We start from the raw sequence: 25,517 nt of genomic DNA on the forward strand, positions 1-25,517 counted from the left end.
CTTTGTGATCGCTGGGCCGTTTCCTTTTTACGTCTCAGGCACAGTCGGTTTTATTGTTATCGGTCCTGATGCCAAGTGATTGTGCTTCATGCAGGCGCCGATAGGTGCCACCGGCGGCAATCAGGGCATCATGGGTACCTTCTTCGGCAATGCCGTCTTGCGTGATCACGACGATCCGGTCGGCATTGCGGATGGTGGCCAGACGATGCGCAATCACCAGTGTCGTGCGGCCTTCGGCCAGTTCATCAAGCGATTGCTGAATGGCGCGTTCGGTTTCGGTATCGAGTGCCGATGTTGCCTCGTCCAGAATAAGGATCGGCGGGTTTTTTAGGAAAATACGGGCGATTGCGACACGCTGTTTTTGTCCGCCCGAAAGTTTGACCCCACGTTCACCGATCACGGTATCAAGCCCGTCAGGCATGTCGGCGATCAGTTCCCGCAAACGGGCGCGATGGGCGGCATCAATGATTTCATCTTCGGTGGCGTCAAGACGACCATAGGCAATATTGTCGCGCAATGTCCCGGCAAACAGGAAAACATCCTGCTGGACGATGCCGATCTGACGGCGAAGCGATTTCATTTTGATGTCGCGAATATCGATCCCGTCGATTGTGATCCTGCCCGCTGTCACATCATAAAAACGCGGTACCAGCGAACAAAGTGTTGTTTTGCCTGCACCGGATGGCCCGACAAAGGCAACCGTTTCACCGGATTTGATCGAAAGAATGATGTCATTGAGTACAATGCGGTCCGGGCTGTATCCAAAGCCAACCTGGTCAAATGCGATATTGCCGGAAAGGTTTTCGATATCACGAGCACCATCGCGGTCGACAATATCGGGTTCGGTGGCCAGCAATGCCTGATAGTTTTTGAAACCGGCGATGCCCTTGGGATAGGTTTCGACAACAGCAGCGATCTTTTCAAGCGGTTGATAGAACACATTGACCAGCAGCAGGAAGCCGACAAACCCGCCAACCGTCAGCCCACCGGTCACAACGAAATAGGTCCCCGTCACCAGAATGACAACCTGGACAATCCGCATGCCGAGGTAATTGATCGCAAGGCTGATCGCCATGATGCCATAGGCCTGCAATTTCACATGGCGATAAAGCTCGTTATCCTTGTGAAACAGGGCACGTTCGTGATCCTCGTTGGCAAAGGCACGCACTACGCGTACGCCACCTACATTTTCCTCGATCCGGGCGTTGAAGGCGCCGACACGGCCAAACTGGCTTTGCCAGTTGCGTGTCATTTTCCCACCGAACCGGACGACCAGCCACATCACCAGCGGCGCAATCGTCATTGCAATCAGCGCCAGTTCCATATGCACGGTAAACATCAGGATCAGCGCCCCGACAAAGGTCATGACCGCCACAAACAGGTCTTCGGGGCCATGGTGGGCGACCTCGCCGATTTCTTCCAGATCCTTGGTGATGCGTGCCACCAGATGGCCTGTCTTCTGGTTGTCGTAAAAGCGGAAGGAAAGCTTTTGCAAATGGTCGAATGCGCGTTTGCGCATTTCGGTTTCGATCGTGATACCCAGAACATGGCCCCAATAGGTGACGACGGCCATCAAGCCGGTATTGGCAAGATAGACCAGAAGCAATCCGACAGCCGCCAATCCAATCAGCAGCCAGTCCTGTTTGGGTAACAGCACATCGACAAAACCGGCAACCGCAACCGGAAAGCCAAGGGACAAAATACCCGACAGGACAGCCGACCCGAAATCGAGCATGAAGAGCCGTTTATGCGGCAGATAGTAGGAAAAGAATTCTTTGAGCATGGGGCGGATCCGGTGGCAAAGGATTAATCGCGGCAACAGGGAAATTACCAGCACATGAGATAGCGAAATTGATTACTATTATCAATTGATACGATACGAATTTTAATTGTTATTGTGCCGGGCTGCCGGATAATTGTGATCTCGGGGCCGTAATTCTGACAGAGGTGACCCAAGCAGGAATGTTCAGGCCCTTTGATCGAGGCTTCAGCTATTTATAATCACCTCCTCTTTTCATTCTGAACTCGATAGCCCGGCAGCAAGTTTTGAGACAGGCATCAGGGTGACAACTCCCCCAGCGCATGTGCCAATTGCATTGCAAATCTGGCGGATGCCACGGGCAGGGTACGCCCACGCATCTGGCCGAGAATAAGACTGCCCGCTGGCAGGTCGCGTTCCGAGATCGGACGGTTTATCAGGATGCCATTTTCTTCCGTTCGAAGGCCGATCGGAATTTGGAATCCGATCACATTTTCATGCATTACATAGTGCCGGATCAGTTCAAAGCTCTCGGTTTCAATAACAGGCGACATCTGTCTGGAATTACGGCGGGCGGCAAAATCCAGCAAGTGGCGGACACCAAACCGGTGGGTCGGTGCGACGTGGGGAATGTTCAGGCAATCGCGCAAACGAATTTCCGGTTTGGTTGCCAGGGGATGATCAGAGCGCATCACCACGTTAACCGTTTGCGGGATCGTGTGGATGACTTCGAAATCGACAAGGTATACGGGCTCAAACACCAGCGCCAGATCGCTTGAATAACTTGCCAGTTCCTGTTCGGCTTGCGCCCGATCACGGATATTGACGCTGAATGTTACGCCTGGGTGATCCCTTCGGTATTCGGCGATTTGCCGGGGCAGGAAATAGGGCAAAAGAGCCTGAGAGCAGGCAATCGAGATATGGCCGCGCCGTTCCCCGGAAAGGTCGGCGACCTGCCCTTGCACGCGTTCCAGATCGGATGCCATTGCCCGATAATGGTGCAAAAGAAGTTCGCCCGCCGGATTAAGTCTCACCCCGCTGGGCAGTCTTTCAAACAGTTCTGTCCCAAATTCATCCTCGAACCCGTTAATCCGCCGGTTCAAGGCCGAAGCTGTGAGGTTCATATCTTCGGCAGCCTTGCGCATTGATCCTGCGCGGGCAACGGCCTCAATCAATCGGAAGGTTTGCAGATGCCGCATGAGTTGCATTTTCCTGATGATGCAAATGGTGGTGCATTTTTTGCAACGGATTGGTGAAATCATAGCAATTTTCGCGAACGCGAAAAACTGCAAACTATCAGGATTACATCCAATCATGCTGCTCATGGGGGTTTTGGCGATGGTTACGAGACGCAATTTTCTAAAAGCCGGTGCTGTAATTGCAGGCACATTGCCGTTCGCGCGTTCATTGTCCGCATTGGCGGCAGGAAGCGACACGCTGGTTGCCGTGTCCGCCCAGACGGTCAATAGTCTTGATCTGCATCGCACCGGGACCAACCGTGCCAGTTACCAGATTGCGGTGAACTGTTATGACCGTCTGGTGTCTTTTGGGTCGAAGCCTGCCGAAGGCGGTGGCCTTTCCTATGATTATTCCACCATTGTGCCGGAGCTGGCTGAAAGCTGGACCTTTTCCGAAGACGGCATGAAGATCACCTTCAAGCTGAAATCCGATGCGGTTTTCACCGATGGCAGCAAGGTAACGGCAGCAGACGTCAAATGGTCGTTTGATCGTGCCGTCAGTGTCGGCGGATTCCCGACAGTTCAGATGAAAGCCGGTGGCTTTGTTCGCCCCGAACAATTCGAGGCTGTTGATGACGAAACCTTTGTTGTCATCCTTGATCAGGCATCCAAGCTTGCACTTCCCGATCTGGCAGTGCCAGTACCCTTCATCATCAATTCGAAGGTGGCCAAGGAACATGCAACCACGGATGATCCGTGGGCAATGGAATATCTGCATACCAACACCATTGGTTCGGGTGCCTATACCGTTACCCGTTGGGATGCCGGTCAGCAGGTCGTCTTCGAGCGTAATGACAAATGGGTTGGCGGGCCGGTCCCGCCGGTGCGTCGTGTGATCATGCGCGAAGTTCCGTCTGCGGCCACGAGCCGCGCCCTGATCGAACGGGGTGACGTTCAGGTTGCCTTTGATATTCCCGACAAGGATGCCGCAGAACTGGCCGGTAAAGTCACGGTGCATTCAACCCCGATTGAAAACTGTATCCATTCACTTTGCCTGAACACCAAATTTGAACCGTTCCAGGACCCTGACGTGCGCAAGGCGATTGCCTATGCCGTACCGTATGAGGCGATCTTTAATGCGGCGGCCTATGGTCGTGGTGCGCCGCTTTGGGGGGGCGAGGCAAAGGCAACCGATATCGCGTGGCCGCGCAAGTCGCCCTATGACACCAACCTGGACAAGGCCAAGGAACATATGGCCAAGTCGGGCTTTGCCGATGGATTTGAAACCAAGCTTTCCATTTCAACCGATTTGTCTTCGTGGATGGAACCGACCGCCCTGCTTGTTCAGGAGGCGGTTGGCAAGCTTGGCATCAAAGTCGAGATTGAAAAGATCCCGGGTGCCAACTGGCGTACGGCGGCACTGGTGGAAAAGCGCCTTGATTTCCATCTGGAAAACTTCGGCGGCTGGCTGAATACGCCCGACTATTACTTCTTCTGGGCCTATCAGGAAGGACATCTGTTCAACTCGTCGAACTATTCCAATGCCGAGGTTGAACAGTTGACCAATGAAACCCTGCATATGGCCATGGATGATCCGGAATATGCGCCCAAGATCATGCGCATGATTGATATCGTCTTTGAAGATTTGCCGCGTATTCCGCTGTGGCAGCCAGCCCTTAACGTCGCACTGAACGGGGCGGGTGGTTATGAATTCTGGTTCCATCGTCAGCTTGATATCCGTGGCCTGACAACGGTGGAAAGCTAAAATCATGGCAGTCCGGGGAACCAGCATTCTGACACGCATCGCACAGGCCATTCCGGTCCTGTTCGGGGTCATCGTTATCAGCTTTGTCCTGACGCGTGCCTTGCCTGGTGATCCGGCCGTCCAGTTTGCCGGGATCATGGCAACGCCCGAAACAATTGAAGAAACCCGGGCAAAGCTTGGTCTCGACAAACCGCTTCCGGAACAGTTCGTGGTCTATCTTGGTCAACTGTTTCAGGGTGATCTTGGACAATCGGTTTCAACCGGGCGACCGGTTCTGACCGAACTTACCAGTCGCCTTCCGGCATCGCTTGAACTGACGCTAAGTGCGTTGCTGTTGTCTTGTCTGGTGGCGGTGCCGCTTGGCGTTCTGGCGGCAACGCGACCGGGAAGCTGGGTTGACCAGATTTGTCGATTGCTTGTGACAATGGGGGTGTCGCTTCCGACCTTCTTTACCGGTGTGATGCTGATTTACATCTTCTATTACCTGCTGGGTATCTCGCCGTCACCCTTGGGACGACTTGATTTTATCTATCTTGATCCTCCGCATGTGACGGGTTTCTTCCTGATTGATGCCGCACTGGTCGGCGATTGGGAAACCTGGTTTGGCGCGTTCAAACAACTCATTCTTCCGGCTGTGACATTGGCGCTTTTCACCCTTGCACCGATTGCCCGCATGACCCGTGCCGCCATGCTTTCGGCCCTCTCATCGGATTACATTCGAACGGCCCGTGCTGCCGGGTTGGGATCGGGTCGCATTCTTTACGGTTATGCGTTTCGCAATGCGTTGTTACCGGTGGTGACGACACTTGGCATGGTGTTTTCCTTTGTGCTGGGCGCGAACGTTCTTGTCGAAAAGGTTTTTGCCTGGCCGGGAATCGGATCATATGCGGTCGAGGCCCTGATTGTGTCGGACTATGCCGCGGTTCAGGGGTTTGTCCTGGCGATGGCGTTTCTTTTCGTATTCCTCAATCTGGTGATTGATCTGGCTTATTCGCTGATTGATCCGCGTTTCGGGACCTCAGGAAAATGAACAAGATTTTGTCATCCGCCTCCGAAACGTCTGCTGCGGAACCTGAACTGGCCGATGCAGTTACCGACGTTACCCAGCCAGCCAAATCAAGGTCCGGTGGCTTTGCCCATCTGGTTTATGTGCTGCGCGAAAATCCGGTTACGGCATTTGCGTTTGCAATGTTCGGGGTTCTGATTTTTGCCGCCGTATTTGGCCCGTCAATCGTGCCTTACGATCCGCTGGAAACCAATGCTGCAAGTGTCCTGCAGCCACCTTCCATGGCCCACTGGTTCGGAACGGACAATCTGGGCCGTGATGTTTTTAGCCGCGTGGTTGTCGCCACCCGCCTTGATCTGGTGATTTCGGTTGCGGCGGTGGCACTTTCATTTGTTATCGGTTCATTTCTGGGGGCGATTGCAGGTTATCGGGGCGGCTGGACAGACATCACGCTGAACCGCGTTCTTGATACCATCATGGCCTTTCCACTGTTTGTTCTGGCGATGGGCGTTGTTGCGGCCCTTGGCAATTCGGTTGCGAACATCATTTACGCAACTGCGATCATCAATATTCCGTTCTATGCCCGCCTTGTCCGGGCCGAGGTCAATATTCGTCGCAATGCCGGCTTTACCCTGGCTGCCAAGCTTTCGGGCAACAGTGATGCGCGCATTCTGGCGTTTCACATTTTTCCGAATGCCTTGCCGCCAATGATGGTGCAGGTGTCGCTGAACCTTGGTTGGGCAATCCTCAATGCCGCGGGGCTGAGCTTTATCGGCTTGGGGGTCCGTCCGCCGACCCCGGAATGGGGGATTATGGTGGCCGAGGGGGCGAACTTCATCGTGTCGGGTGAATGGTGGATGGCCCTGTTCCCGGGGTTGTCATTGATGATCGCGGTTTTGACATTCAATCTGATGGGCGATGGTCTGCGCGATATCGTCGATCCTCGACGGAGGACATGAAAATGCTATCCATCAAGGGACTAGGCGTAGCCTTCCGGACGCGAAACGGCGAAGTCAATGCGGTCAAGGGGATCGATTTCGAACTGGCAAAAGGCGAACGCCTAGGCATCGTTGGCGAAAGTGGGTCGGGAAAATCGGTTACGTCCTATGCCTTGATGCGCATCCTTGATGCTGGCGGGACAATCAAATCCGGCGAAGCGGTCTATGGCGGTATTGATCTGCGCCGCGCGTCCGAGCGCGACATGCGCGACATTCGCGGCCGCGAAATCAGCATGATCTTCCAGAACCCGCGTGCGGCACTCAATCCGATCCGTAAGGTTGGTCATCAAATCGAAGACGTTCTGCGTCGTCACAGCCGCGCCACCCGTCACAATGCCAAGATCAAGGCGATTGAAGCGCTTGAGGCGGTTAAAATCCGCGATGCGGCAGCACGCTATGAAGCCTATCCGTTCGAGCTTTCGGGTGGAATGTGTCAGCGAGTTGTCATTGCGCTTGCGCTTGCTTGCGATCCGAAACTGATCATTGCCGATGAACCGACCACAGGGCTTGATATCACCACCCAGAAGGCGGTTATGGACCTGGTGGATGATCTGGTGCGTGCACGGGGCATGTCATCAATCCTGATCACTCATGATCTTGGACTGGCATCGCAATATTGCGACCGGATTGTCGTGATGAAGGACGGCCTGATTTTAGAGGCTGGTGATCCGGTCAAATTGTTCACCAATCCCCAACATGCCTATACCCGAAAACTTGTCCATGCGACCCCGCGCCGGACGGGCACCATTCGATCCCTCTTGCCCGAAGGCGAGCGGCCGGACCTTGAACCGCACGTGGTTGGTAAAAAGCCACTGATTGACGTGATCAATCTTGCCAAAACCTATCAAGGCAAAAGCGGCCCGGTTCATGCGGTCAGGAAAATCAGCTTTACTGTCCATGAAGGTGAGAGTGTCGGGCTGGTTGGCGAATCAGGTTGTGGAAAATCAACCACTTCTTCGATGCTTGTGCGATTGCTGGATTCAACATCGGGCAGCATTTTCTATCGCGGCGAAGATATCGCGACATTGCCAGCAGCAGGTTTTGCCAAACATCCGTTGCGATCAAAAATCCAGATGGTGTTTCAGGATGCGACCGACAGCCTGAACCCCCGCTTTACCGCCCGTCAGGTCATTGCCGATCCGTTGCATCGCCTGATGGGAATGCGCGGCGATGCGGTGGTCACACGCACCGAAGAACTGGCGGAGATGACAGGCTTCCCGGCGCATCTTCTTGACCGGTTCCCGCATCAGCTTTCCGGTGGGCAGAAGGCCCGCGTCGGTATTGCCCGTGCGCTCGCGACTGAACCCGATTTCCTGATCCTTGATGAACCGACAGCCGCCCTTGATGTGTCCATACAGGCGCTTGTCCTGAACCTTCTGGCGGATTTGCGTGTGCGGCTAGGCATCAGTTACCTGTTTGTCAGCCATGATCTCAACGTCGTCAGGTTGCTCTGTGATCATGTGATCGTCATGCAAAATGGCAGCATCGTTGAATCCGGTCCTGTCGCAACCGTGATGGAAAATCCGCAACACCCCTATACACGCGAATTGCTGTCCGCGGCCCCACAGGCCCCGGAACGTGAAATCGCCTGACCTTCCGACTTTTCAGAACATTCAACAACGCCACAGACGGAATACCAAAATGATTGCTGATCTTCCCTTCACACTTGCTGCATTGCGGCAGGCATACGCATCCGGTTTGCGTCCAGAGCAGGTAGTAGAAGAAGCATTTCGTCGTCTGGATGCGACCGGTGACCCGGGTATCCTGATTTATACCGCGCGTGATGAAGCGTTGGCAGCGGCCGGGGAACTTGGTGCTTATGATGGTCGTCCCTTGTGGGGCATTCCCTATATTGCCAAGGACAATATTGACGTGATGGGGATGCCGACAACGGCGGCCTGTCCGGATTTTGCATATGACGCGCTGTCAGATGCTTTTGTTGTTGCCCAATTGCGGGCTGCCGGTGCGATCTGTCTTGGTAAGGCTAATCTGGACCAGTTTGCAACCGGTCTTGTCGGGGTACGAAGCCCCTATCCCGTGCCACTTAATGCAATTGATCCTGCGATTGTGCCGGGTGGATCGTCGTCGGGGTCTGCCGTGGCGGTCGCGCACGGGATCGCGAGTTTTTCCCTTGGTACGGATACGGCGGGGTCGGGCCGTGTACCTGCCGCGCTTAACAGCATTGTTGGCCTGAAGCCTACATTGGGAACCCTGTCTGCAACCGGCGTTGTTCCGGCATGCCGGACTTTGGATACGGTTTCAATTTTTGCCCTGAATGTATCGGACGCGTGGGACGTGTTTGATGTTGCAGCACAATTTGACGTCGCGGATGCCTATAGCCGGAATTTCGTCAAAAAGGGTGGATTGTCAAAAACGCTTCCTTTGCGCGTTGCGGTGCCGGATGCTCGAACTCTCGAGACGTTTGATGACGACATTCAGCGCGATCATTTTCATGGCGATGTCGCGAAGCTTGCAGCACTTGGTTGCGAAATTACAGAGATCGATTTTACGCCCTTCTATGATGTCGCAAGCATGCTTTATCAGGGCGCATGGCTGGCCGAACGTGTTGCCGCGGTCGGCTCACGGCTGACTGAAAAGCCGGAAACCCTGCATCCAACAACACGGGCCATTCTTGAGCCAGGGTTGGATTTGACGGCGGTCGATGCTTTTAACGGATTTTACCGGCTAAAAGCCCTGCAACGTCAGTGCGAGAATGCGTTGGCGGGGATTGATGCCATCTGTGTGCCGACCATTCCGTATTTCGTGACGGTGGACGACATCACGGCTGACCCGATCGGACCAAACTCGCGTTTGGGGACCTATACAAACTTTGTGAACCTGCTTGATATGTGTGGCATCGCGGTTCCGACTGGTCCCCGCAAAGACGGTCGTCCGGGTAGCCTGACAATTCTGGCAGGCAAAGGTGAAGATGCGAAAGTTGTATCCTTGGCAGCCTTGCTTGAGGCTGGTGATGTCGGCGCAACAGGATGGGCCCGCGACAAGATCCGCTATTCCGAACCGGTCATCGGTGAAGATGAAATCGGGCTCGTGGTCTGTGGGGCACATATGTCCGGCTTGCCGCTTAATGGTGAATTGACCGGACGGGCGGCCCGCTTGATCCGTAAAACAAGGACAGCCGCAAAATACAGCTTCTATGCCTTGGCCGGTGGCCCGCCCAAACGTCCCGGTATGTTGGTCAATACCGATACCGGCGGATCAATCGAGGTTGAGGTCTGGGCCGTTCCCAAATCGGCAATCGGCAGTTTCCTTGCCGGGATTCCGTCACCATTGTGTCTGGGTACCGTTGAACTCGAAGATGGCAGTCGCAAAAAAGGGTTCCTGTGCGAAGCCGCAGGTCTGGATGGCGCCACCGATATTACCGAGTTGGGCAGTTGGCGGACATATCTTGAGAAGATGGGCAAGACGGGTTGAATATTGATCTTCCAGCCTTTCGGCGGTTGTATTGATGGTATTGCTCTTGAGGACGGATATGTCGGGTCAGTCACTGCCTGCGAACCCAATCGTTGATGATTGGGTTTTCGGGTGGCATCAGTATTCTAAACTATCCGGATTGATCATGTAGAGAAGGCTGCGACATGTATAATGTCGCAGCCTCTTCGGCATCCGGATAAACAGGAAACAGGTTCAGTTGGCGAAAGACAACTGAACCTTGACCGATTTGCTGCGATCACGTGCCACGTCAAAGGCTTCTGTGGCGGTTTCAAGCGGAAAGGTTTGGGTGATGATCGGGCTTACGTCAATTTTACCGCTATCGATCATGCGAACGGCCTCGGCAAACTCCGTATGGAAACGGAAGGTGCCGGTGATTGTGATTTCCTTGGCGACTAGCGGATTGAACGGGACCGGGATTTCGCCGGCAACGCCGACCTGAACGAGGATGCCTTGCGGGCGCAAAACGCTGATGGCGGACCGCAAGGCCGCCGGGGCGGCTGAGCATTCCAGGCAAACGTCAAACTGGCCCTTATCCTGTTCATAAGGTTTAAGGTCATCAGCAGCCGTTGCGATGTTGATGGTGCGGGTTGCGCCCATCTGCTTTGCAACATTTAATGCAAAATCCTGCAAGTCGGTCACAACGATTTCGCTGGCACCGGCAAGTTTGGCGGCCGCCGCACAAAGGCTGCCAATCGGGCCGGCACCGGTAATCAGAACCTTTTTACCTGCAAGATCACCTGCGCGTGTAACTGCATGCAGGCATACGGCAAGGGGTTCGGCACAGGCGGCCTTGCCGATATCGGTTTGATCGTTGATGACGAAACACTGGCCTTCGCGCACATTGACCAGATCGCGGAACGCTCCCTGAATATGGGGCATTGGCATTGCCGACCCAAAGAACTTCATGTTCAGGCAATGCTGCTGCAGGTTCTGTTGGCAATAACGGCACGTGCCACATGGATGGCTTGGGTTGATTGCAACCTTTTGCCCGACGGCCAGACTGGTTGCATCCGGGCCAAGTGCAACGATGGTGCCCGCGGCTTCATGTCCAAGAATGATCGGTTCGCGCACGCGGATTTGACCAATGCCGCCTTCGAAATAGTAATGCATGTCCGAACCGCATACACCACCGGCACCAACACGGATAAGGACTTCGTCACCAACAGGGGCGGTGGTTGCTTCGGTGTCGATCCGAAGATCGTCTTGGCCATACAGACGGCAAACGCGTGTTTGCATTCATTACTCCATCAGGGACGGCAGCCAGGTTGACAGCGCCGGGATATAGGAAACAAGGAACAGGATCAGGATATTGGTCAGAAGGAACGGCATCAGCGCCCTGATAACCGTGGTCACCGGGGCTTTGGCGATGTTCGCACAGATGAACATGCAAATGCCTACCGGCGGAGTCGTCAAACCGATCATCAGGTTCAGAACCGCAAACACCGCGAAATGGATCGGATCGACACCGACATTGGTGGCAAGGGTCAGAAGCGGCACAAACAGGATGATCAATGCCGCAATCGTTTCCATGAACATGCCAACAATGAGCAGAACCAGATTGATCAGCAATATCACGGCATATTTGTTATCGGTGAACGATAGTACCGCGTTTGAAATCATCTGCGGGATGCGTTCGGAAACAAGGATCCAGCCAAACACGTTTGCCAGACCGACAAGCGCAAGGATGGCGGCGGCGGTCACCGCGCTATCGATGATGATTTTCGGAACCTTGCGCAGCGGCAGTTCGCGATAAATGAAACAGCCGACAATCAGGGCATAGATACTGGCAATGACTGCGGTTTCAGTCGGGGTGACGATGCCGCTCAGCAAACCGCCGACAATCAGGGCCGTCATGGCAAGTGCCCAGAAGGCGCCGACGAAGGATCGGGCCAGTTCACCAAATCCCTGCCACGGCTGGTGAGGGAAATTACGTCGGACCGCGATGATGTAGCAGGTGACCATCATTGCAAGACCCATCAGGATGCCGGGAATAGCACCCGCAATGAACATCTTGCCGACAGAAATGCCAGACAATGCACCAACGATGATCATGGGCATGCTTGGCGGGATGATCGGTCCGACCGTTGATGATGCCGCCGTAACAGCGGCGGAAAAAGCAGGCGTGTATCCGGCGCGGACCATGCCGGGGATCATCATGCCGCCGATTGATGCCGCGTCGGCAACAGCGGTTCCGGAAATGCCACCAAACAGCATGGAACCGGTAACATTGGTCAGGCCAAGGCCACCCCGCATCCATCCAACCATCGCATTGGCAAACCGCACAATACGCGGTGTAATTCCCCCGCCATTCATCAGGTTCCCGGCAAGGATAAAGCCGGGAATACAAAGCAGGACAAACACATCCATCCCGGCAAACATTTTTTGCGGGATCACAACAAGAGGAATGCCTTCCAGCAGCAAATAGCATAGCGAGGACAGACCCAGTGTCACGGCGACCGGAAGGCCGATGACGAGGCCGAGGGCAAAAACGCCAAGTAAAATTGCGAGGCTCATGGGAAGTCCTTCGTCGTATCTTCAGCTTTTCCGTCAGAAACCCCGGCGATGACACGTATCATCCGCAGGACCGCGAAAAGACCGAGAACGGCAAGAAGAATGAAAACTGTGGCGTGAATGAAGTCCATCCGGACGCCTAAAGCGGGTGAAGTTTGAAGAACGCCGATTGAAACAAACATCCACGCAGGGGATAGCAGTATCAGGCAAAATGCCGCAGTCAGCCCGGCCGAGATGAACATCAATGCCCGCTGAATACGCAAAGGCAGCATTTCGCAAACGATGTCGACATTAACCAGTTCGCCATTGCGAAAAGACAGCCCGACGCCAAAAGCCGCAAGAAACAGCAGCGCATGACGCGTAAGTTCTTCGGTCCATACCGGTGAACTGGTCAAAAAGGTTCGCGACACAACCTGTATCAGGACCGTGCCGATCAGAATGCCGAAAGCGGCACCGGTTCCGATCCGGCAAAGTGCAATGATGGATGCGTATAATCTGGCAGAAAGCACGTTACTTCCCCGTCGAAAAAAGGTTCGGTCACGCGTACGCAACCGAACCGGTAGCAATCAGTTTGCGAAAAGGTCTTCGACGACAGGACGGATTTCGTCGGAAACATTTGCAAGAACAGCGTCTTTTGCTTTCTGGGCAAAGGCCTGCGTGTCGACTTCAACGAAGGTCATGCCCTTTGCCTGAAGTTCCTTCGTCAGACGTTCTTCATCAGCGCTAAACAGGTCGCGCTCATATGCTTGCGCTCGTTTTGCGGCTTCCATGACGGCTTCCTTGTCGGCATCCGACAGTTTGCCCCAGGTGATTTCGGAAATGGTCAGATAAATCCATGAACGGACATGCTCGGTCTTGTTCACAAATTTCTGCACTTCGTTGAAGCTTGCCGAATCAATCAGCGCCAGCGGGTTTTCCTGTGCATCGATGGTGCCTGCCTGAAGCGAGGTAAAGACTTCCGAGAACGCCATCGGTGTCGGTTGCGCACCAAGCGATTTCCAGACATCAACAAAAAGCGGTACGTTCGGAACGCGCAGTTTCAGGCCGTTCAGATCGTCCGGGCTTTTGATTTCGCGATTTGATGTCAGGTTGCGCGGGCCACGGGCAAAATAGGCAATCGGGCGGATGCGGGCTTTCTCGACGATCTGCTGTTCGATTTTGTCGCCGATTTCGCCACTGGCAACCGCATCCATGTCTTCGAGCGTCTGATAGGCATACGGAACAGCCAGAAGGGCCGCCATCGGTGCCCAGTTCTGCAGGCTTTCACCGGTAATGGTCATGTCAACCGAACCAAGCTGCATGCCGTTGATCAGGTCGATTTCTTTGCCGAGTGTTTCGTTGGGGAAGACCTGCACATCAATACGGCCGTCAGTAAGGGTCGAAAGTTCTTCGCCGAATTTCACGGCAGCTTTGTGCCAGGCATTCTGTTCATTGGCGAGATGACCAAGTTTCAGGGTTATTTCTGCGGCAATCGCAGAGTTACCCATCATCATGGCGGCTACACCGGCGATCATCAGTTTCTTGGTCGTTTTTTTAAGCATCTTTTCCTCCCTGTTCGGTTGATGCCTTAGGGCGACAACGTGGAATTTGCGTTGTCAAAAAGCTCCGTTCTGGAGCGGGCAATATCAGGCAGCGTATGCAGAATCTCACGGAGGTGCTCACGCATGGCTGCGCTGGCTGCTTCGGGATCACGGGATGTGATCGCGGAAACAATTCGGATATGCTGTTCGATGATCTCGTTCATCGGAAACTGGAAGTAACTGAGGTAGCGCACCCGGTCGAGCTGGGCGCGAACATCCTCGACGACCTTCCATGCGTATGTCTTGCCTGCCGCTTCTGCGAGGCAGCGATGGAAATCATGATCCAGTTTCAGGAATGCACGCGCATCGCCTTCCATGGCCTTGCGCTGATCGGTGATCAGTTGTTCAAGGCGTGCCAGAAATGCATCATCGGGCTTGGTTGCGACGAAACGGGCAATGTCGGCCTCGATGGCTTCGCGGACAAAACGCGCATCAAGAACGGCGGCGACGGAAATCTTTCGGACATAGGTTCCGCGTTGCGGGCGAACTTCCAGAAGGCCTTCGTCGGCAAGCTTGATGAAGGCCTCGCGGACGGGTTGGCGACTGACATTGTAATGTTTGGCAAGTTCGGCTTCGGACAGGCGCACGCCGGGAAGCAGATCCGTGCACACGATCCGTTCGCGAATAATGCGATGGATCTGTGGGCCTACGGCCTGATCGTGTGTGATTTCCCAGTCATTTTGTTCGGGATCGCCCATCAATCTCTCCTTGCTTTTCTGAGTCATGATGCATACTACCATACTAGTCAACAAAATTATGACGTGATATTATTCCTAACCGTTATAGTCGGTGTTGAAGACACCACACCAATACAGAGAGAAACACATGAAGCAAACCTGGAGATGGTTCGGCCCGCGCGATCTGGTCAGCATTGACGATATTTGCCAGGCTGGCGCACATGGCGTGGTTTCCGCCCTTCATCATGTGCCAAGTGGTGCTGTCTGGACGCCGGATGAGATTGCCAAACGTCAGGCCGAAATCGCGACCATGAAGGATGGGGCGCCTTCGGGCCTTACCTGGGATGTCGTCGAAAGTCTTCCGGTTTCCGAATCGATCAAACGGCAGGTAGGTCCGTGGCGCGATCATATCGCAGCCTACAAGCAAAGCCTTCGCAACCTTGCCGATTCCGGGATCAGCATCGTTTGCTATAACTTCATGCCGGTTCTTGACTGGACCCGAACCCATCTGAGCTGGCGTCTGTCAAACGGCGCAACCTGCATGCGATTTGATCTGGTCGACTTTGTTGCATTTGATCTGTTCATTCTGAACCGCGATGGTGCTGCCGATGATTATCCGGCCGCAATTGTTGCGGATGCAAAAAGTCGTTTCGCACAAATGTCCGAAGATCGCCGTAGTGAACTTGAACGGACGGTTGCCTTCGGCTTGCCCGGTTCGGTCGAGAATCTCTCGCTGGATGATTTGCGCGTGTTGCTCGCAACCTATGCCGATATTGATGCCGATACGCTTCGTGGCAATCTGGTTGCCTTCCTTGAGGAAGTCGTACCTGTCGCACGCGAGGTTGGTATTCGCATGTGCTGCCATCCCGACGATCCGCCCTTTGCCCTTTTGGGATTGTCGCGGATCATGTCGACCGAGGCCGACTATGCCTACATCATGCAGGCGGTGGATCTTCCGGAAAATGGTATAACGCTATGTTCCGGGTCGCTGGGTGTACATCCGGAAAATGATTTGCCGGGGATGATGAAACGCTTGGGTGACCGTGTGCATTTCATTCATCTGCGCAATACAAAACGCGAAAGCGAAGGTCTGCCATGCAGCTTCCACGAAGCGGAGCATCTGGATGGCGATACCAACATGGTCGATCTGATCGAGGAAATCCTGCGCGAAGAGGCACGTCGCAAAGCAGCGGGACGCTTAGACTGGAACATTCCCATGCGTCCGGATCACGGGCAGGATATTCTTGATGACTTGAACCGCAAGGGGCAGCCGGGTTATCCGGCGATTGGGCGCCTCAAGGGCCTTGCCGAGTTGCGCGGTGTAATGACGGCACTTTCGGCAAGGTTTGATCTGCTTGGGGTCCCAAAATGACATCTTCCGATAGTTCCGCTGCTGCACCCGGCGCAGATAGGGCAACGGCCGGTATCGTTCATATCGGGATCGGTGCCTTCCACCGGGCCCATCAGGCGGTTTATACCGACGTGGCGATGCAGGCCAAAGGCGGGAACTGGCGCATTATCGGTGTCAGTTTGCGCAGCACTGACATTGTCGATGCCTTGAATGCGCAGGACTGCGCCTTTACGGTGATTGAACGTCATCCCGACGGCCCCAAAGCCCTTAGGGTCACCAGCCTTTCAAAGGCAATAGCGGCTTCGCGTGATATTGCACCGGTTTTGGACGCGCTTACCGATCCGGCAATCGGGATCGTGACCATCACGGTTACCGAAAAGGCATACGGCATTGATCGGGTGTCGGGGGCGGTTCAGGCGGAACATCCGGCTGTAAAACACGATCTGGCAAATTCCGCCACGCCAACCGGGCTTCTCGGGATCTTGGTTGCCGGGCTGAAGCGCCGCAAACAGGCCGGCATTCGACCGTTTACAATCGTTTCCTGTGATAACCTGCCATCGAATGGAGTGTTATTGCGCAACGGTGTGATTGACTTTGCCACGCGTGTCGACCCGGATCTTGCGGGTTGGATCGAGGAAAATGTTTCCTTCCCTTCGACGATGGTTGACCGGATTACGCCAGCGGCGACAGCTCGCACGTTTGAAGATGCCAAAAGTTTGACTGGCATGGACGATCCGGCTGCGATTGAAACCGAACCCTTTTCGCAGTGGGTTATCGAGGATGATTTCCCCGATGGCAGGCCCGCCTGGGAAGAGGCCGGTGCGATTCTGGTTCACGATGTCGAGCCATACGAACTTATGAAACTTCGTATGCTTAACGGTAGCCACTCCCTGATCGCCTATTTGGGGCAAGTCGGTGATTACCGCTATGTTCGTGACGCAATGGCAAATGAGGCCTTCTCGCAACTTGTTGCGCAACATATGGAAAATGCTGCCGCAACGATGGCACCGCTTGCCGGGATTGATTTTTCCGATTACGGGGTCGAATTAGTCGAACGTTTCCGCAATCCCGAAATCGCACACGAAACCCGTCAGATTGCCATGGATGGCACGGAAAAACTCCCGCAGCGGATTTTCTCCCCGGCCTGTGACCTGCCGCGGGAAAGCAAGAAGATCGGTACGTTTGCCCTTTGTTTTGCGGCGTGGATGGCTGTGATGCTCCAGCGCGTCAATACAGCGCCAGACAGAGCCGCCGAACTGCTCAATGATCCACGTGCAAACGAAATCATGGAAGCACTGGCGGATCATCAGGATGCAACCGCGATATACGAAAAACTTTCCAGTCTTAAGGGCTGGATGCCCAAACAGTTGCAGGATAGCTCGTTCTGGCGTGAAGCCGTGATTAAACGCTTGTCGATACTAATGTCGGACGGTGCCGATGCCGCCATCAGGCACGAGATCGACGCGTGACTTTAACCCAGTTCTTTGCAATCCAGCATATGCCAAATTGGTTCCATCCGGACCTGTTTCCTGACCTTGATCCCGACGAAACATTCCGCCAATTGCATGAACGCTTCCTGCCGATCGATTATCAGCCGGGCTATTTCGCATCATTGAACCGGGCAAAGTAACACCGCATTCCCCGCTATATCATGATGGATATAGCAGGGTATTTTGCGATCTAAATGATTTCTAGAACCGGTGTGCTCAAAAGCTGCCCGGTCGTGACATCGCCGATGCCGCGGTCGGTTTGATGCGGGCCGGGGTTGCAGGCCAATGTTGCGCCGAACAGGGCCTTGAAAACCAGATAGGGCGGTTGCCAGTCGACAATTGCATCTGTCGCGGTTCGGATATCGGCAAATTGCTGCGCAACATGATCCATCGGTGCGTCGGACACCAACCCACAAAGTGGCAACGGAAGAAGCGCATCAAGTTTGCCGTTTGATGCCACCGCCATACCGCCACCGGCACGGATGACGGCATTGGCCGCCACCATCATGTCGCGCGGGTTGCCACCAAACACCGTAACGTTGTGGCTGTCATGCGAGACGGTGGTGCAAACAGCACCTTTCCAGTCACCCCATCCGGTCAGGAAGCCGACGCGTGGTTTGCTGTCTGCCTCTCCGTGGCGATGGGCAACCGCGATCATGGTCGTGCCCGAAGGTGGCACAACATAGCCGTCTTTTACATCGGTGTCAGCCGTCGCCCAGCGGGTAAAGCGCGGTCGGTCGATGATGGCAATCCGGACGCGATCCCCGGACGCAGGCACGCGAAAATCATCAATGGTCAGGACATCCATTTTCATTGTGTCCGAAAGGGGGGCGGGATCAATCGAAACGGCTTTCGCCGTCATTTTACCGGCCTCGGAAACAGTCTCGCCATTTGCGATGACATGGCGCGCCTGAAAATCAGTCAGGTCGTCAAAGACGACAATATCGGCACGCCGTCCGGCGGCAATCAGACCAAGATCTGAACGGCCAAGGCGCATTGCGGCATTCAGGGTTGCCGCCCGCAACGCCCATTCTGGCTTCATGCCATAACGGACCAGCCGACGCACTACATCATCAAGCCCGCCGGCATAAAACAGGTCATCGGGGAATACGTCATCGGTACAAAGCGTGACGGTTTGCGGCAGGAAACCCAATACATTGAGCGTCTCGACAAAGCCCGGCAGAAGGTGGTCATGCGATCCGCGCATTTCAATCGAAAGACCGGCACGCAGTTTTGCCATCAGATCATCGCTTGAAACCAGTTCATGATCGGAACTGACCCCGGCGGTCATAAAGGCGGCAAGATCGGGTCCTTCGAGGCCTCGCGCATGACCGCAGACAGGTTTCCCCGATGCAAGCCCTGCCTGCATGATATTGGTCATGCGGGGATCGCGATCAATCACGCCGCGCATATTCATGACTTCGGCAACCCCGGCGATTTCTGGCCAGGACAGCATTTCGGCCATGGCATCACCGTCAAAATCAGCACCGGATATTTCAAGGCCGGGGGCGGCGGGAACGCAGGACGGTGCCAGAACCAGAACGCGTAATGGCAGGTCACGTGTCGCATCAATCGCCCAGCGGACACCATCAAGCCCCCGCACATTGCCAAATTCATGCGGATCCCAGACGATTGTGGTGACGCCGCGGGCAACGACCGTTTCGGCATAGACCGCCGGTGTGACCATCGAACTTTCAATATGCATGTGCGTGTCGATCAGGCCGGGGCTGACATAACCGCCCCGGGCACTGACGATTTTGCGGGCGTCGCTTCTGGTTGCCGGTTCATGAACACTTGCGATCATTGGTCCGATCAGGCCGATATCGGCCTTGCGAATTTCACCGGTCACCATATCGACAAGCTTGCCACCGGTAATCAGGATATCGAACGGTTCATCGCCGCGTGCGGCGGCGACGGCACGTGTGCGCAATTTATGGCAGGTCAGATCGCCGGGTTCTGTCGTGCGGTTATTCATTTCGCTGCTTCCGCCTTGAGAGCTGAAAAGATCAGGTTGCGCGCGCGTTCCGTTTTAACAGAAACGGCATATTGCGCGTTTTTGATCGCGGTCGAGCTTGGGTCAACAATGGTTTGCCCGCGCAAAGGACCGTGGCTGGTCACGACTTCGATATGTGCATCGGCAAAGCTGATCGCATCTTCATCAATCACCGCGACCGCCGCGCAAGGATCGAAAACCGCCATCGCATCGCGCCCGCGTGACAGGGCGATATTGATGTATCCTTCGGTCAGATCGGCCAGAAGTTCCGCATTTTTCCCACCAGCATTGCGTATAGGTGCAACATCATCCGGGGTGGCAAGCACCTGTCGGCAAAGGTCGAGATCAACCATGCGCAATTGCACCTGATGGGACAGGGTAATGGCGACCGCTTCGGGGTCGGCAAAGGCATTATATTCGGCGAGGGCGGTGTGATTGCCGCGCGTTACGGCACCTCCCATCCAGGTCACGCAGTCGATTTTGCGCGCCAGATCAGGCCGCGCCAGAACCAGCGATGCAATATTGCCAAGCGGACCAAGGGCCAGAATATGGCGTTCATCATCCGGTCCGGATTTGCTTTCAAGCCAGTTACAAAGACCGTCGAACGCGCTGCATTCTGCAATCGGGCGGCAATCGGGAAGATGTACGCCGCTTGATTGCATGCCAAGGGGCCCAAGAATCCGTTCGGCGGTTTCAAGCCCACCCATAACCGCCGTTTCGCGACCGGTATAGATTTTGAAATCCCAGTCAAACTGGCGCGCGGCACTGGCAGCATTAATGCGCACGCGCTCAAGAGGGGAGTTCCCGGCAATCAGCGACATCCCGTCGATATGCTTTCTGGCATGGATGACAACCAGCACGGCGACCAAGTCGTCAAAGCCCATATCGGTGTCGATCCACAGTCCCATCAGAGGCTCCCGACGCGCGATAGGGATGCGGCCCGCGATACAGGCAGATCGAATTTCAGGACAGAACCGAATTCATGGGCCGGAAGGCTGGCATCGCATTCCGCCTTGATCGGGCCAAGCGGGGTATCAAGCAGATATTCCCTTGTTCCTCCGGCAAAAGACGTACCGCGTATCGTGCCCTCGAACGGCCCATCGCCAAGGGTGACCATGGACGGGCGCCAGGCAAGGCCTTTGGCATCAAGAGGGGCCGTGCCCGACAGTTCGACAGTCCCGGTTGCGGTTTTAAGTTTGCCGTTTTCAAGCGCGAAGACATTTCCAAACCCGACAAAGTCCGCAACAAAATCGGAAACAGGGCGGTTATAGATATCTTCTGGTGTTCCGATCTGTTCGATATGACCATCAAGCATCACGATAATCCGGTCCGCCATCGCAAGGGCTTCGACCTGATCGTGGGTGACGAAGATCATCGTGACACCACTTTCCTTTTGCACGCGCTGCAATTCGGTCCGCATTTCAAGGCGCAGGCGGGCATCAAGGTTTGATAGCGGTTCGTCAAGAAGCAGCACCTTGGGTTCCATCACCATCGAACGCGCCAGCGAAACGCGCTGCTGCTGGCCGCCGGAAAGCTCGGCGGGTTTGCGGGTGGCGAATTTGGACAGCCCGACAGTACGAAGGCCTTCCTGAACCTTGTCGTCCAGTTCCTTGCCGCGAACTCCCATCAGCTTCAGGCCAAAGGCAACGTTTTCATAGACGTTAAGGTGCGGAAAAAGGGCATAGGACTGAAACACCAGCCCGACCGGGCGTTTGTTGGCGGGGGTCCGGGTGATGTCGACATTATCAAGGATGACTTTGCCCGATGATGGCTCCATCAACCCGGCAATGGCGCGCATGGTGGTGGTCTTGCCGCAGCCCGACGGGCCAAGCAGGGCAACCAGTTCTCCCTTGCCGATATCAAGATCCATTTCCGGTACGGCAACATTTTTACCGTAAGACAGGGTCAGTTTTTCAAGACAGAGAAAGCGGGCATCAGACATAGCGGGAAAATCCTAGGAAACGTTCGGCCAGAAAGACAATGCCCAGCGACATGAAGGCAAGCAGCGCGGATAGGGCTGCGACCGACGGGTCATAGGTGATTTCCATATAGGCGAGCATGTCGATTGGAAGGGTTCGGACACCGGGCCCGGATAAAAACAGGGAAACCGGCACCTGATTGAAGCTGGTGACAAAGCCCAGAATGAAGGCGGCGAGAATACCGCCACGGATATTTGGCATCACCACGCGGAAAAAGGCACCAATCCGCGACGACCCCAAAAGCACGGCGGCTTCTTCAATGTCGGATCGCAAATTGTTCAGGCTGGCCGACACCACGCGTACCGCATAGGGCAGGATCAGCGCTGTATGCGCCAGAAACAGTGCAAACAGAATGCCGAAATTGAAAGGTACGACGAAGTAACGCAGCAGTGCCAGACCGACAATGATGCCCGGCACAATGATCGGTGACGATACGATGGTCCGTATGGTTTCCGCACCGGGGACCTTGTAGCGCGATAGCGCATAACTTGCCGGAATGCCAAGGATCAGGGCGGCAAGCGTGCCGCCGATGGCAAGAAACATCGAGATGCCGAAACTCGCACGGAAGCTTTCGACCTCGAAGACTTTCAGCACCCAGCGCAGGGACAGCCCCTGTGGTGGGAAGGCGAGCGTTTCGCCGGCCGACAGCGATGCCGCGATAATGATCAGGAACGGACCAATCAGAAAGGCCAGTACCAGTAAAAGAATGATCGGAGAAAACAGCTTGTTGGTCATCGCTTGTTCCTCGCGGTGGCAAGGCGTTTGAGCAGAAGATTGGCCGCAAATGCCATGACGATCAGGATCAGGGCGATCACACTGGCCGATACGAAATCATTGGCAACAGTCACGCGCTGATACAGCAGGGTTTCAAGCATCAGAACCTTGGAGCCGCCCAGAATGGCCGGGGTGATATAGGCGGTCATTGATCCGGTGAAGACCAGCGTACCACCGATCACAAGGCCCTCTTTGGTTAGCGGCAGGATGACTTTGGTGAAAACCTGCAACCAGTTGGCGCCAAGAACGCGAGCAGCCGGCACCGCATCGCGCGGCATGTTTTCAAGCGCACTGATCAGCGAAATGATCATCAGCGGCAGAAACAGTTGCAGCAAGCCGATGAAAACGGCTGTTTCGGTGAACAGAAAACGGATCGGTTCATCCGATAGCCCGACGGCAACCAGTGCCTTGTTCACAAAACCGGTTCGGCCAAGGATCACCAGCCACGCATAGGTCCGCGCCACCGGTGAAATCATTAGCGGCAAGACAACAAGGCCGGTGATCCGGCCCTTGCCCTTCGGCGGCAGGTTCACGATTGCAAAAGCCGCTGCATAGCCGATCACGGCTGAGGCGGCCGTGACCAGTGCCGCAAGTTTAAGCGTGCGCAAAAAGACCGTCTGATTCAGTGACTGGGAGAAGAAATCGATATAGGCCTGTATCGTCCAACTGTCGCCCGATCGAAAACCTTCGGACAGAAGAATCAGAACCGGGGCCAGAAAGACCACAGCGGCAAAGATCGCGGCAGGGAGGACCAGCGCAAAGGCTTCGGCCCGGTTCTGAAACATCTCGGCAACCTTGTCGTCGGTTAAAGTCAATAAGTGGTGGCGCGAGCGAGGCTCGCCGGATCGGGGTAAATGGCGACATGCCCCGATCCGATAATGGGTTCGGTGTCGGTTACTGGCCGACCTTGTTGTTCCATTCCGACAGCCAGGTTTCCTGATTGTCGATGGCAACCTGTGACGGGATCAGATGCAGGTTGGCAACAGTATCGGCCCCATAGGTCAGATTTTCGGCAATCTCGTCGGAAACCTTGACGTCCTTGTTTGCCGGGCTGTCGACAAGGTTTTCTGCCAATGCCGTCTGGATTTCGGTCGAAAGCCAGAAATCCATGAATTCAAGCGCAAGATCGCGGTTCTTGCTGCCTTTGGTCAGGACCATGACATTCATGCCGCCGGACTGACCTTCCTTCGGGGTTGCCCATTTGATCGGCAAATCCATTTTCGAAAAACCGGACCATGCAAAACGCCCGATGGGTGCGGCCCAGATTTCTTCCTGCTGCATCAGTTGCACCAACTGGGAAGAACGGACATAGAAGGTGACGATCTCGTCCTTCTTTTCGCCAACGGCAGCAATCGGGGTTTTCAGCGACGGGTCTTCATCGCCAAGTGCCTTGCCCAGCATATAAAGGGTCAGCGGGCCCTGTGTGGTCGTGACGTTCGGAAGGGCGACATGATCAACCACGTCATCAGCCAGAAGGTCCGACCAGCTTTCGACTGTCATCTTGTCAGAACGATAGGCGATCGAGCTGGCATAGAAGGTGTAACCAACACTCATGCCATCGCCATTCGGGTCTTTGGCAATGTCGTAAAGCTTGTCAAAGTTCGACAGCTTCGACGTATCGATCTTGTCGGTCAGGCCATCCTTGGCAGCGGCCAGTGCATCGCGCATGGAAATAACCGCAAGGTCGATGACCGGATCGGCTTTGTTGGCTTCGATTTTAGCAAGACGTTCGACCGAGTTGCCGGTTTCAACAACCAGTTCGCAACCGCATTTTTCTTCGAACGGGTCGTACAGGAGTTCCTTGAATTCATCCTGTGCGAAACCATAGACCGAAATGGTCAGGGTCTTTTCCTGGGCCTTTGCCGCACTTACGGACAGCAAAAGGGCAGCAGAAGCCATAAGCAGTTTTTTGATCGGCATCACAGCGTTTCTCCGGTTGGGAAGGGTGCGTCAGGGGAAGCCGCCGGTCCGCTTGACGCGCGGACCATCAGTTTCATCGAAACCTTCGACGTATCGGCGGTGACGGTCTGTTTTGCCGTCTTGCCATTTTGAATGGTGGATTTGCCCTGTTCGATTTCACGGACAAGGGCGGCGATGGCCAGCTCGGCAATCCGGGCCATATCCATATGCACCGTGGTTAGCGAAGGGGTCACCACGGGGGAAAAAATCAGATCGTCAAAACCGGTCACGCTGACCTGCTGAGGGACCTTGATCCCGGCGGTCTGCAATTCGGTCAGAACGCGAAGAGCATGCAAATCCGAAACGGCGGCAATCGCGGTGACACCGTTTTTAACGTGGTCAATCAGGCCAAGCGATGCCCGTTCGCCACGTTCGTGCATCAATGTTTCAAGCCAGATCGTCGTATGACGGGTATTGCGACCAAGGGCCGACTTCATGCCGCCGATGCGGTCATTCTGCACATTTGATGCCGGATCATGCCCGATCAGAAGAAAATTCTTATGCCCCAGATCGACCAGATGGCGCGCAACCTTCGCCCCGCCTTCCCAATGGTCCGCCGAAACGGTGTTTCCCGGTGTGGACGGGGTATCAACCATTGCGACAGGACATCCAACATCACCGATCCGTGTGCCACGACGCGGAATGACGACCAGACCGTCAACGCCACGTTCGATCAGGCGGCTGATGGCCTGTGTCTGGGTGGTGACCTTGCCACGCGAGTCCGCAATCAGAACCCCATATCCGATATTTGATGCTGCCGCTTCCATGGCCTGCGCAATTTGCGGGAACAGCGGATTGGAAATATCGGGAAGGACAAGCCCCAGAACATTTGATCGACCTGTGCGCAGTGCGCGACCCGCATTACTGGGAACATAACCAAGTTCGTCGGCCTTCTTGCGGATTTTATCGACCAGATCGGTCGATACCCGGCCTTTCCCCGACAGTGCGTTCGATACGGTTGCCGAAGACACGCCCAAGGCGTCGGCAATCATGCTCATATTCGGTCCGGAACGCGGTGAAGCCACTTAATACCCCCGTCAAACA

At 55.0% G+C, this 25,517-nt stretch carries 22 protein-coding genes; 8 read left to right on the forward strand and 14 right to left on the reverse strand.

Features of this window, described 5'->3' with window-relative positions:
* Window positions 1–34: 34 nt before the first annotated feature.
* Together J7395_RS08245 and J7395_RS08250 are read right to left on the reverse strand one after the other, a co-directional pair.
* Entirely contained in the window at window positions 35–1,783 is a 1,749-nt protein-coding gene (locus J7395_RS08245; protein ID WP_209221173.1) for an ABC transporter ATP-binding protein, read from the reverse strand.
* Window positions 1,784–2,058: 275 nt separating this feature from the next.
* Window positions 2,059–2,958, reverse strand: coding sequence for a LysR family transcriptional regulator (locus tag J7395_RS08250; protein ID WP_097052501.1), 900 nt, complete (start codon window positions 2,956–2,958; stop codon window positions 2,059–2,061).
* Window positions 2,959–3,073: 115 nt separating this feature from the next.
* Here J7395_RS08250 and J7395_RS08255 point away from each other — a divergent pair, with 115 nt between their 5' ends.
* From J7395_RS08255 to atzF, 5 genes are read left to right on the forward strand one after another with little or no spacing between them, the layout of a single operon-like run.
* Entirely contained in the window at window positions 3,074–4,702 is a 1,629-nt protein-coding gene (locus tag J7395_RS08255) for an ABC transporter substrate-binding protein (protein WP_247742067.1), read from the forward strand.
* Between the two features lie 4 nt (window positions 4,703–4,706).
* A complete protein-coding gene (locus J7395_RS08260) occupies window positions 4,707–5,732 on the forward strand; it encodes an ABC transporter permease (RefSeq protein WP_062951917.1) in 1,026 nt (341 codons plus the stop codon).
* Window positions 5,729–6,667: an ABC transporter permease gene (locus tag J7395_RS08265; protein WP_209221174.1), complete on the forward strand. Its 939-nt coding sequence runs from the start codon at window positions 5,729–5,731 to the stop codon at window positions 6,665–6,667. Before J7395_RS08260 ends, J7395_RS08265 begins: the two co-directional genes overlap by 4 nt.
* Window positions 6,664–8,298 carry an ABC transporter ATP-binding protein gene (locus tag J7395_RS08270; RefSeq protein ID WP_209221175.1) on the forward strand — a complete coding sequence of 545 codons (1,635 nt, stop codon included), beginning with the start codon at window positions 6,664–6,666 and terminating at the stop codon, window positions 8,296–8,298. Before J7395_RS08265 ends, J7395_RS08270 begins: the two co-directional genes overlap by 4 nt.
* Window positions 8,299–8,347: 49 nt before the next feature.
* Entirely contained in the window at window positions 8,348–10,138 is a 1,791-nt protein-coding gene (gene atzF / locus J7395_RS08275) for an allophanate hydrolase (RefSeq protein WP_209221176.1), read from the forward strand.
* Between the two features lie 213 nt (window positions 10,139–10,351).
* Here the strand turns inward: atzF and J7395_RS08280 are convergent, their stop codons facing one another.
* From J7395_RS08280 to J7395_RS08300, 5 genes are read right to left on the reverse strand one after another with little or no spacing between them, the layout of a single operon-like run.
* Complete coding sequence (locus tag J7395_RS08280) at window positions 10,352–11,395, reverse strand: L-idonate 5-dehydrogenase (RefSeq protein WP_209221177.1); 1,044 nt, start codon at window positions 11,393–11,395, stop codon at window positions 10,352–10,354.
* A gap of 3 nt (window positions 11,396–11,398) precedes the next feature.
* Entirely contained in the window at window positions 11,399–12,673 is a 1,275-nt protein-coding gene (locus tag J7395_RS08285) for a TRAP transporter large permease (RefSeq protein WP_062951531.1), read from the reverse strand.
* Window positions 12,670–13,179 carry a TRAP transporter small permease gene (locus J7395_RS08290; RefSeq protein ID WP_097051247.1) on the reverse strand — a complete coding sequence of 170 codons (510 nt, stop codon included), beginning with the start codon at window positions 13,177–13,179 and terminating at the stop codon, window positions 12,670–12,672. The genes J7395_RS08285 and J7395_RS08290 overlap by 4 nt, the downstream gene beginning before the upstream one ends.
* A gap of 57 nt (window positions 13,180–13,236) precedes the next feature.
* Complete coding sequence (locus J7395_RS08295) at window positions 13,237–14,211, reverse strand: TRAP transporter substrate-binding protein (protein WP_062951529.1); 975 nt, start codon at window positions 14,209–14,211, stop codon at window positions 13,237–13,239.
* A 26-nt stretch (window positions 14,212–14,237) separates the two neighbouring features.
* A complete protein-coding gene (locus J7395_RS08300; protein ID WP_114111293.1) occupies window positions 14,238–14,948 on the reverse strand; it encodes a GntR family transcriptional regulator in 711 nt (236 codons plus the stop codon).
* A gap of 127 nt (window positions 14,949–15,075) precedes the next feature.
* Here J7395_RS08300 and uxuA point away from each other — a divergent pair, with 127 nt between their 5' ends.
* Genes uxuA through J7395_RS08315 form a run of 3 tightly spaced genes read left to right on the forward strand, consistent with a single transcriptional unit; the run spans window position 15,076 to window position 17,908 of the window.
* Window positions 15,076–16,299, forward strand: coding sequence for a mannonate dehydratase (gene uxuA, locus J7395_RS08305; protein ID WP_209221178.1), 1,224 nt, complete (start codon window positions 15,076–15,078; stop codon window positions 16,297–16,299).
* Window positions 16,296–17,747, forward strand: a complete 1,452-nt coding sequence (locus J7395_RS08310) for a mannitol dehydrogenase family protein (RefSeq protein WP_209221179.1) — start codon at window positions 16,296–16,298, stop codon at window positions 17,745–17,747. The genes uxuA and J7395_RS08310 overlap by 4 nt, the downstream gene beginning before the upstream one ends.
* The gene (locus tag J7395_RS08315; protein WP_348541217.1) at window positions 17,744–17,908 is read left to right on the forward strand and encodes a hypothetical protein; all 165 of its coding nucleotides are present in this window, start codon (window positions 17,744–17,746) and stop codon (window positions 17,906–17,908) included. The genes J7395_RS08310 and J7395_RS08315 overlap by 4 nt, the downstream gene beginning before the upstream one ends.
* 50 nt (window positions 17,909–17,958) lie before the next feature.
* Here J7395_RS08315 and J7395_RS08320 read toward each other — a convergent pair whose 3' ends face one another.
* The 7 genes from J7395_RS08320 to J7395_RS08350 all read right to left on the reverse strand — a co-directional run bounded on the left by J7395_RS08320 (window position 17,959) and on the right by J7395_RS08350 (window position 25,471).
* The gene (locus J7395_RS08320) at window positions 17,959–19,743 is read right to left on the reverse strand and encodes an adenine deaminase (RefSeq protein ID WP_209221180.1); all 1,785 of its coding nucleotides are present in this window, start codon (window positions 19,741–19,743) and stop codon (window positions 17,959–17,961) included.
* Window positions 19,740–20,669 carry a nucleoside hydrolase gene (locus tag J7395_RS08325; protein ID WP_209221181.1) on the reverse strand — a complete coding sequence of 310 codons (930 nt, stop codon included), beginning with the start codon at window positions 20,667–20,669 and terminating at the stop codon, window positions 19,740–19,742. The genes J7395_RS08320 and J7395_RS08325 overlap by 4 nt, the downstream gene beginning before the upstream one ends.
* Window positions 20,669–21,703, reverse strand: a complete 1,035-nt coding sequence (locus J7395_RS08330) for an ABC transporter ATP-binding protein (protein WP_209221182.1) — start codon at window positions 21,701–21,703, stop codon at window positions 20,669–20,671. The genes J7395_RS08325 and J7395_RS08330 overlap by 1 nt, the downstream gene beginning before the upstream one ends.
* Window positions 21,696–22,475, reverse strand: coding sequence for an ABC transporter permease (locus tag J7395_RS08335; RefSeq protein ID WP_037990613.1), 780 nt, complete (start codon window positions 22,473–22,475; stop codon window positions 21,696–21,698). Before J7395_RS08335 ends, J7395_RS08330 begins: the two co-directional genes overlap by 8 nt.
* The gene (locus J7395_RS08340) at window positions 22,472–23,299 is read right to left on the reverse strand and encodes an ABC transporter permease (protein WP_037990615.1); all 828 of its coding nucleotides are present in this window, start codon (window positions 23,297–23,299) and stop codon (window positions 22,472–22,474) included. Before J7395_RS08340 ends, J7395_RS08335 begins: the two co-directional genes overlap by 4 nt.
* A 109-nt stretch (window positions 23,300–23,408) precedes the next feature.
* Window positions 23,409–24,434, reverse strand: a complete 1,026-nt coding sequence (locus J7395_RS08345; RefSeq protein WP_247742069.1) for an ABC transporter substrate-binding protein — start codon at window positions 24,432–24,434, stop codon at window positions 23,409–23,411.
* Complete coding sequence (locus tag J7395_RS08350) at window positions 24,434–25,471, reverse strand: LacI family DNA-binding transcriptional regulator (protein WP_209221183.1); 1,038 nt, start codon at window positions 25,469–25,471, stop codon at window positions 24,434–24,436. The genes J7395_RS08345 and J7395_RS08350 overlap by 1 nt, the downstream gene beginning before the upstream one ends.
* Window positions 25,472–25,517: the final 46 nt, after the last annotated feature.

It is taken from the genome of Thalassospira sp. A3_1 (assembly GCF_017744215.1).
Lineage (GTDB): Bacteria > Pseudomonadota > Alphaproteobacteria > Rhodospirillales > Thalassospiraceae > Thalassospira > Thalassospira lucentensis_A.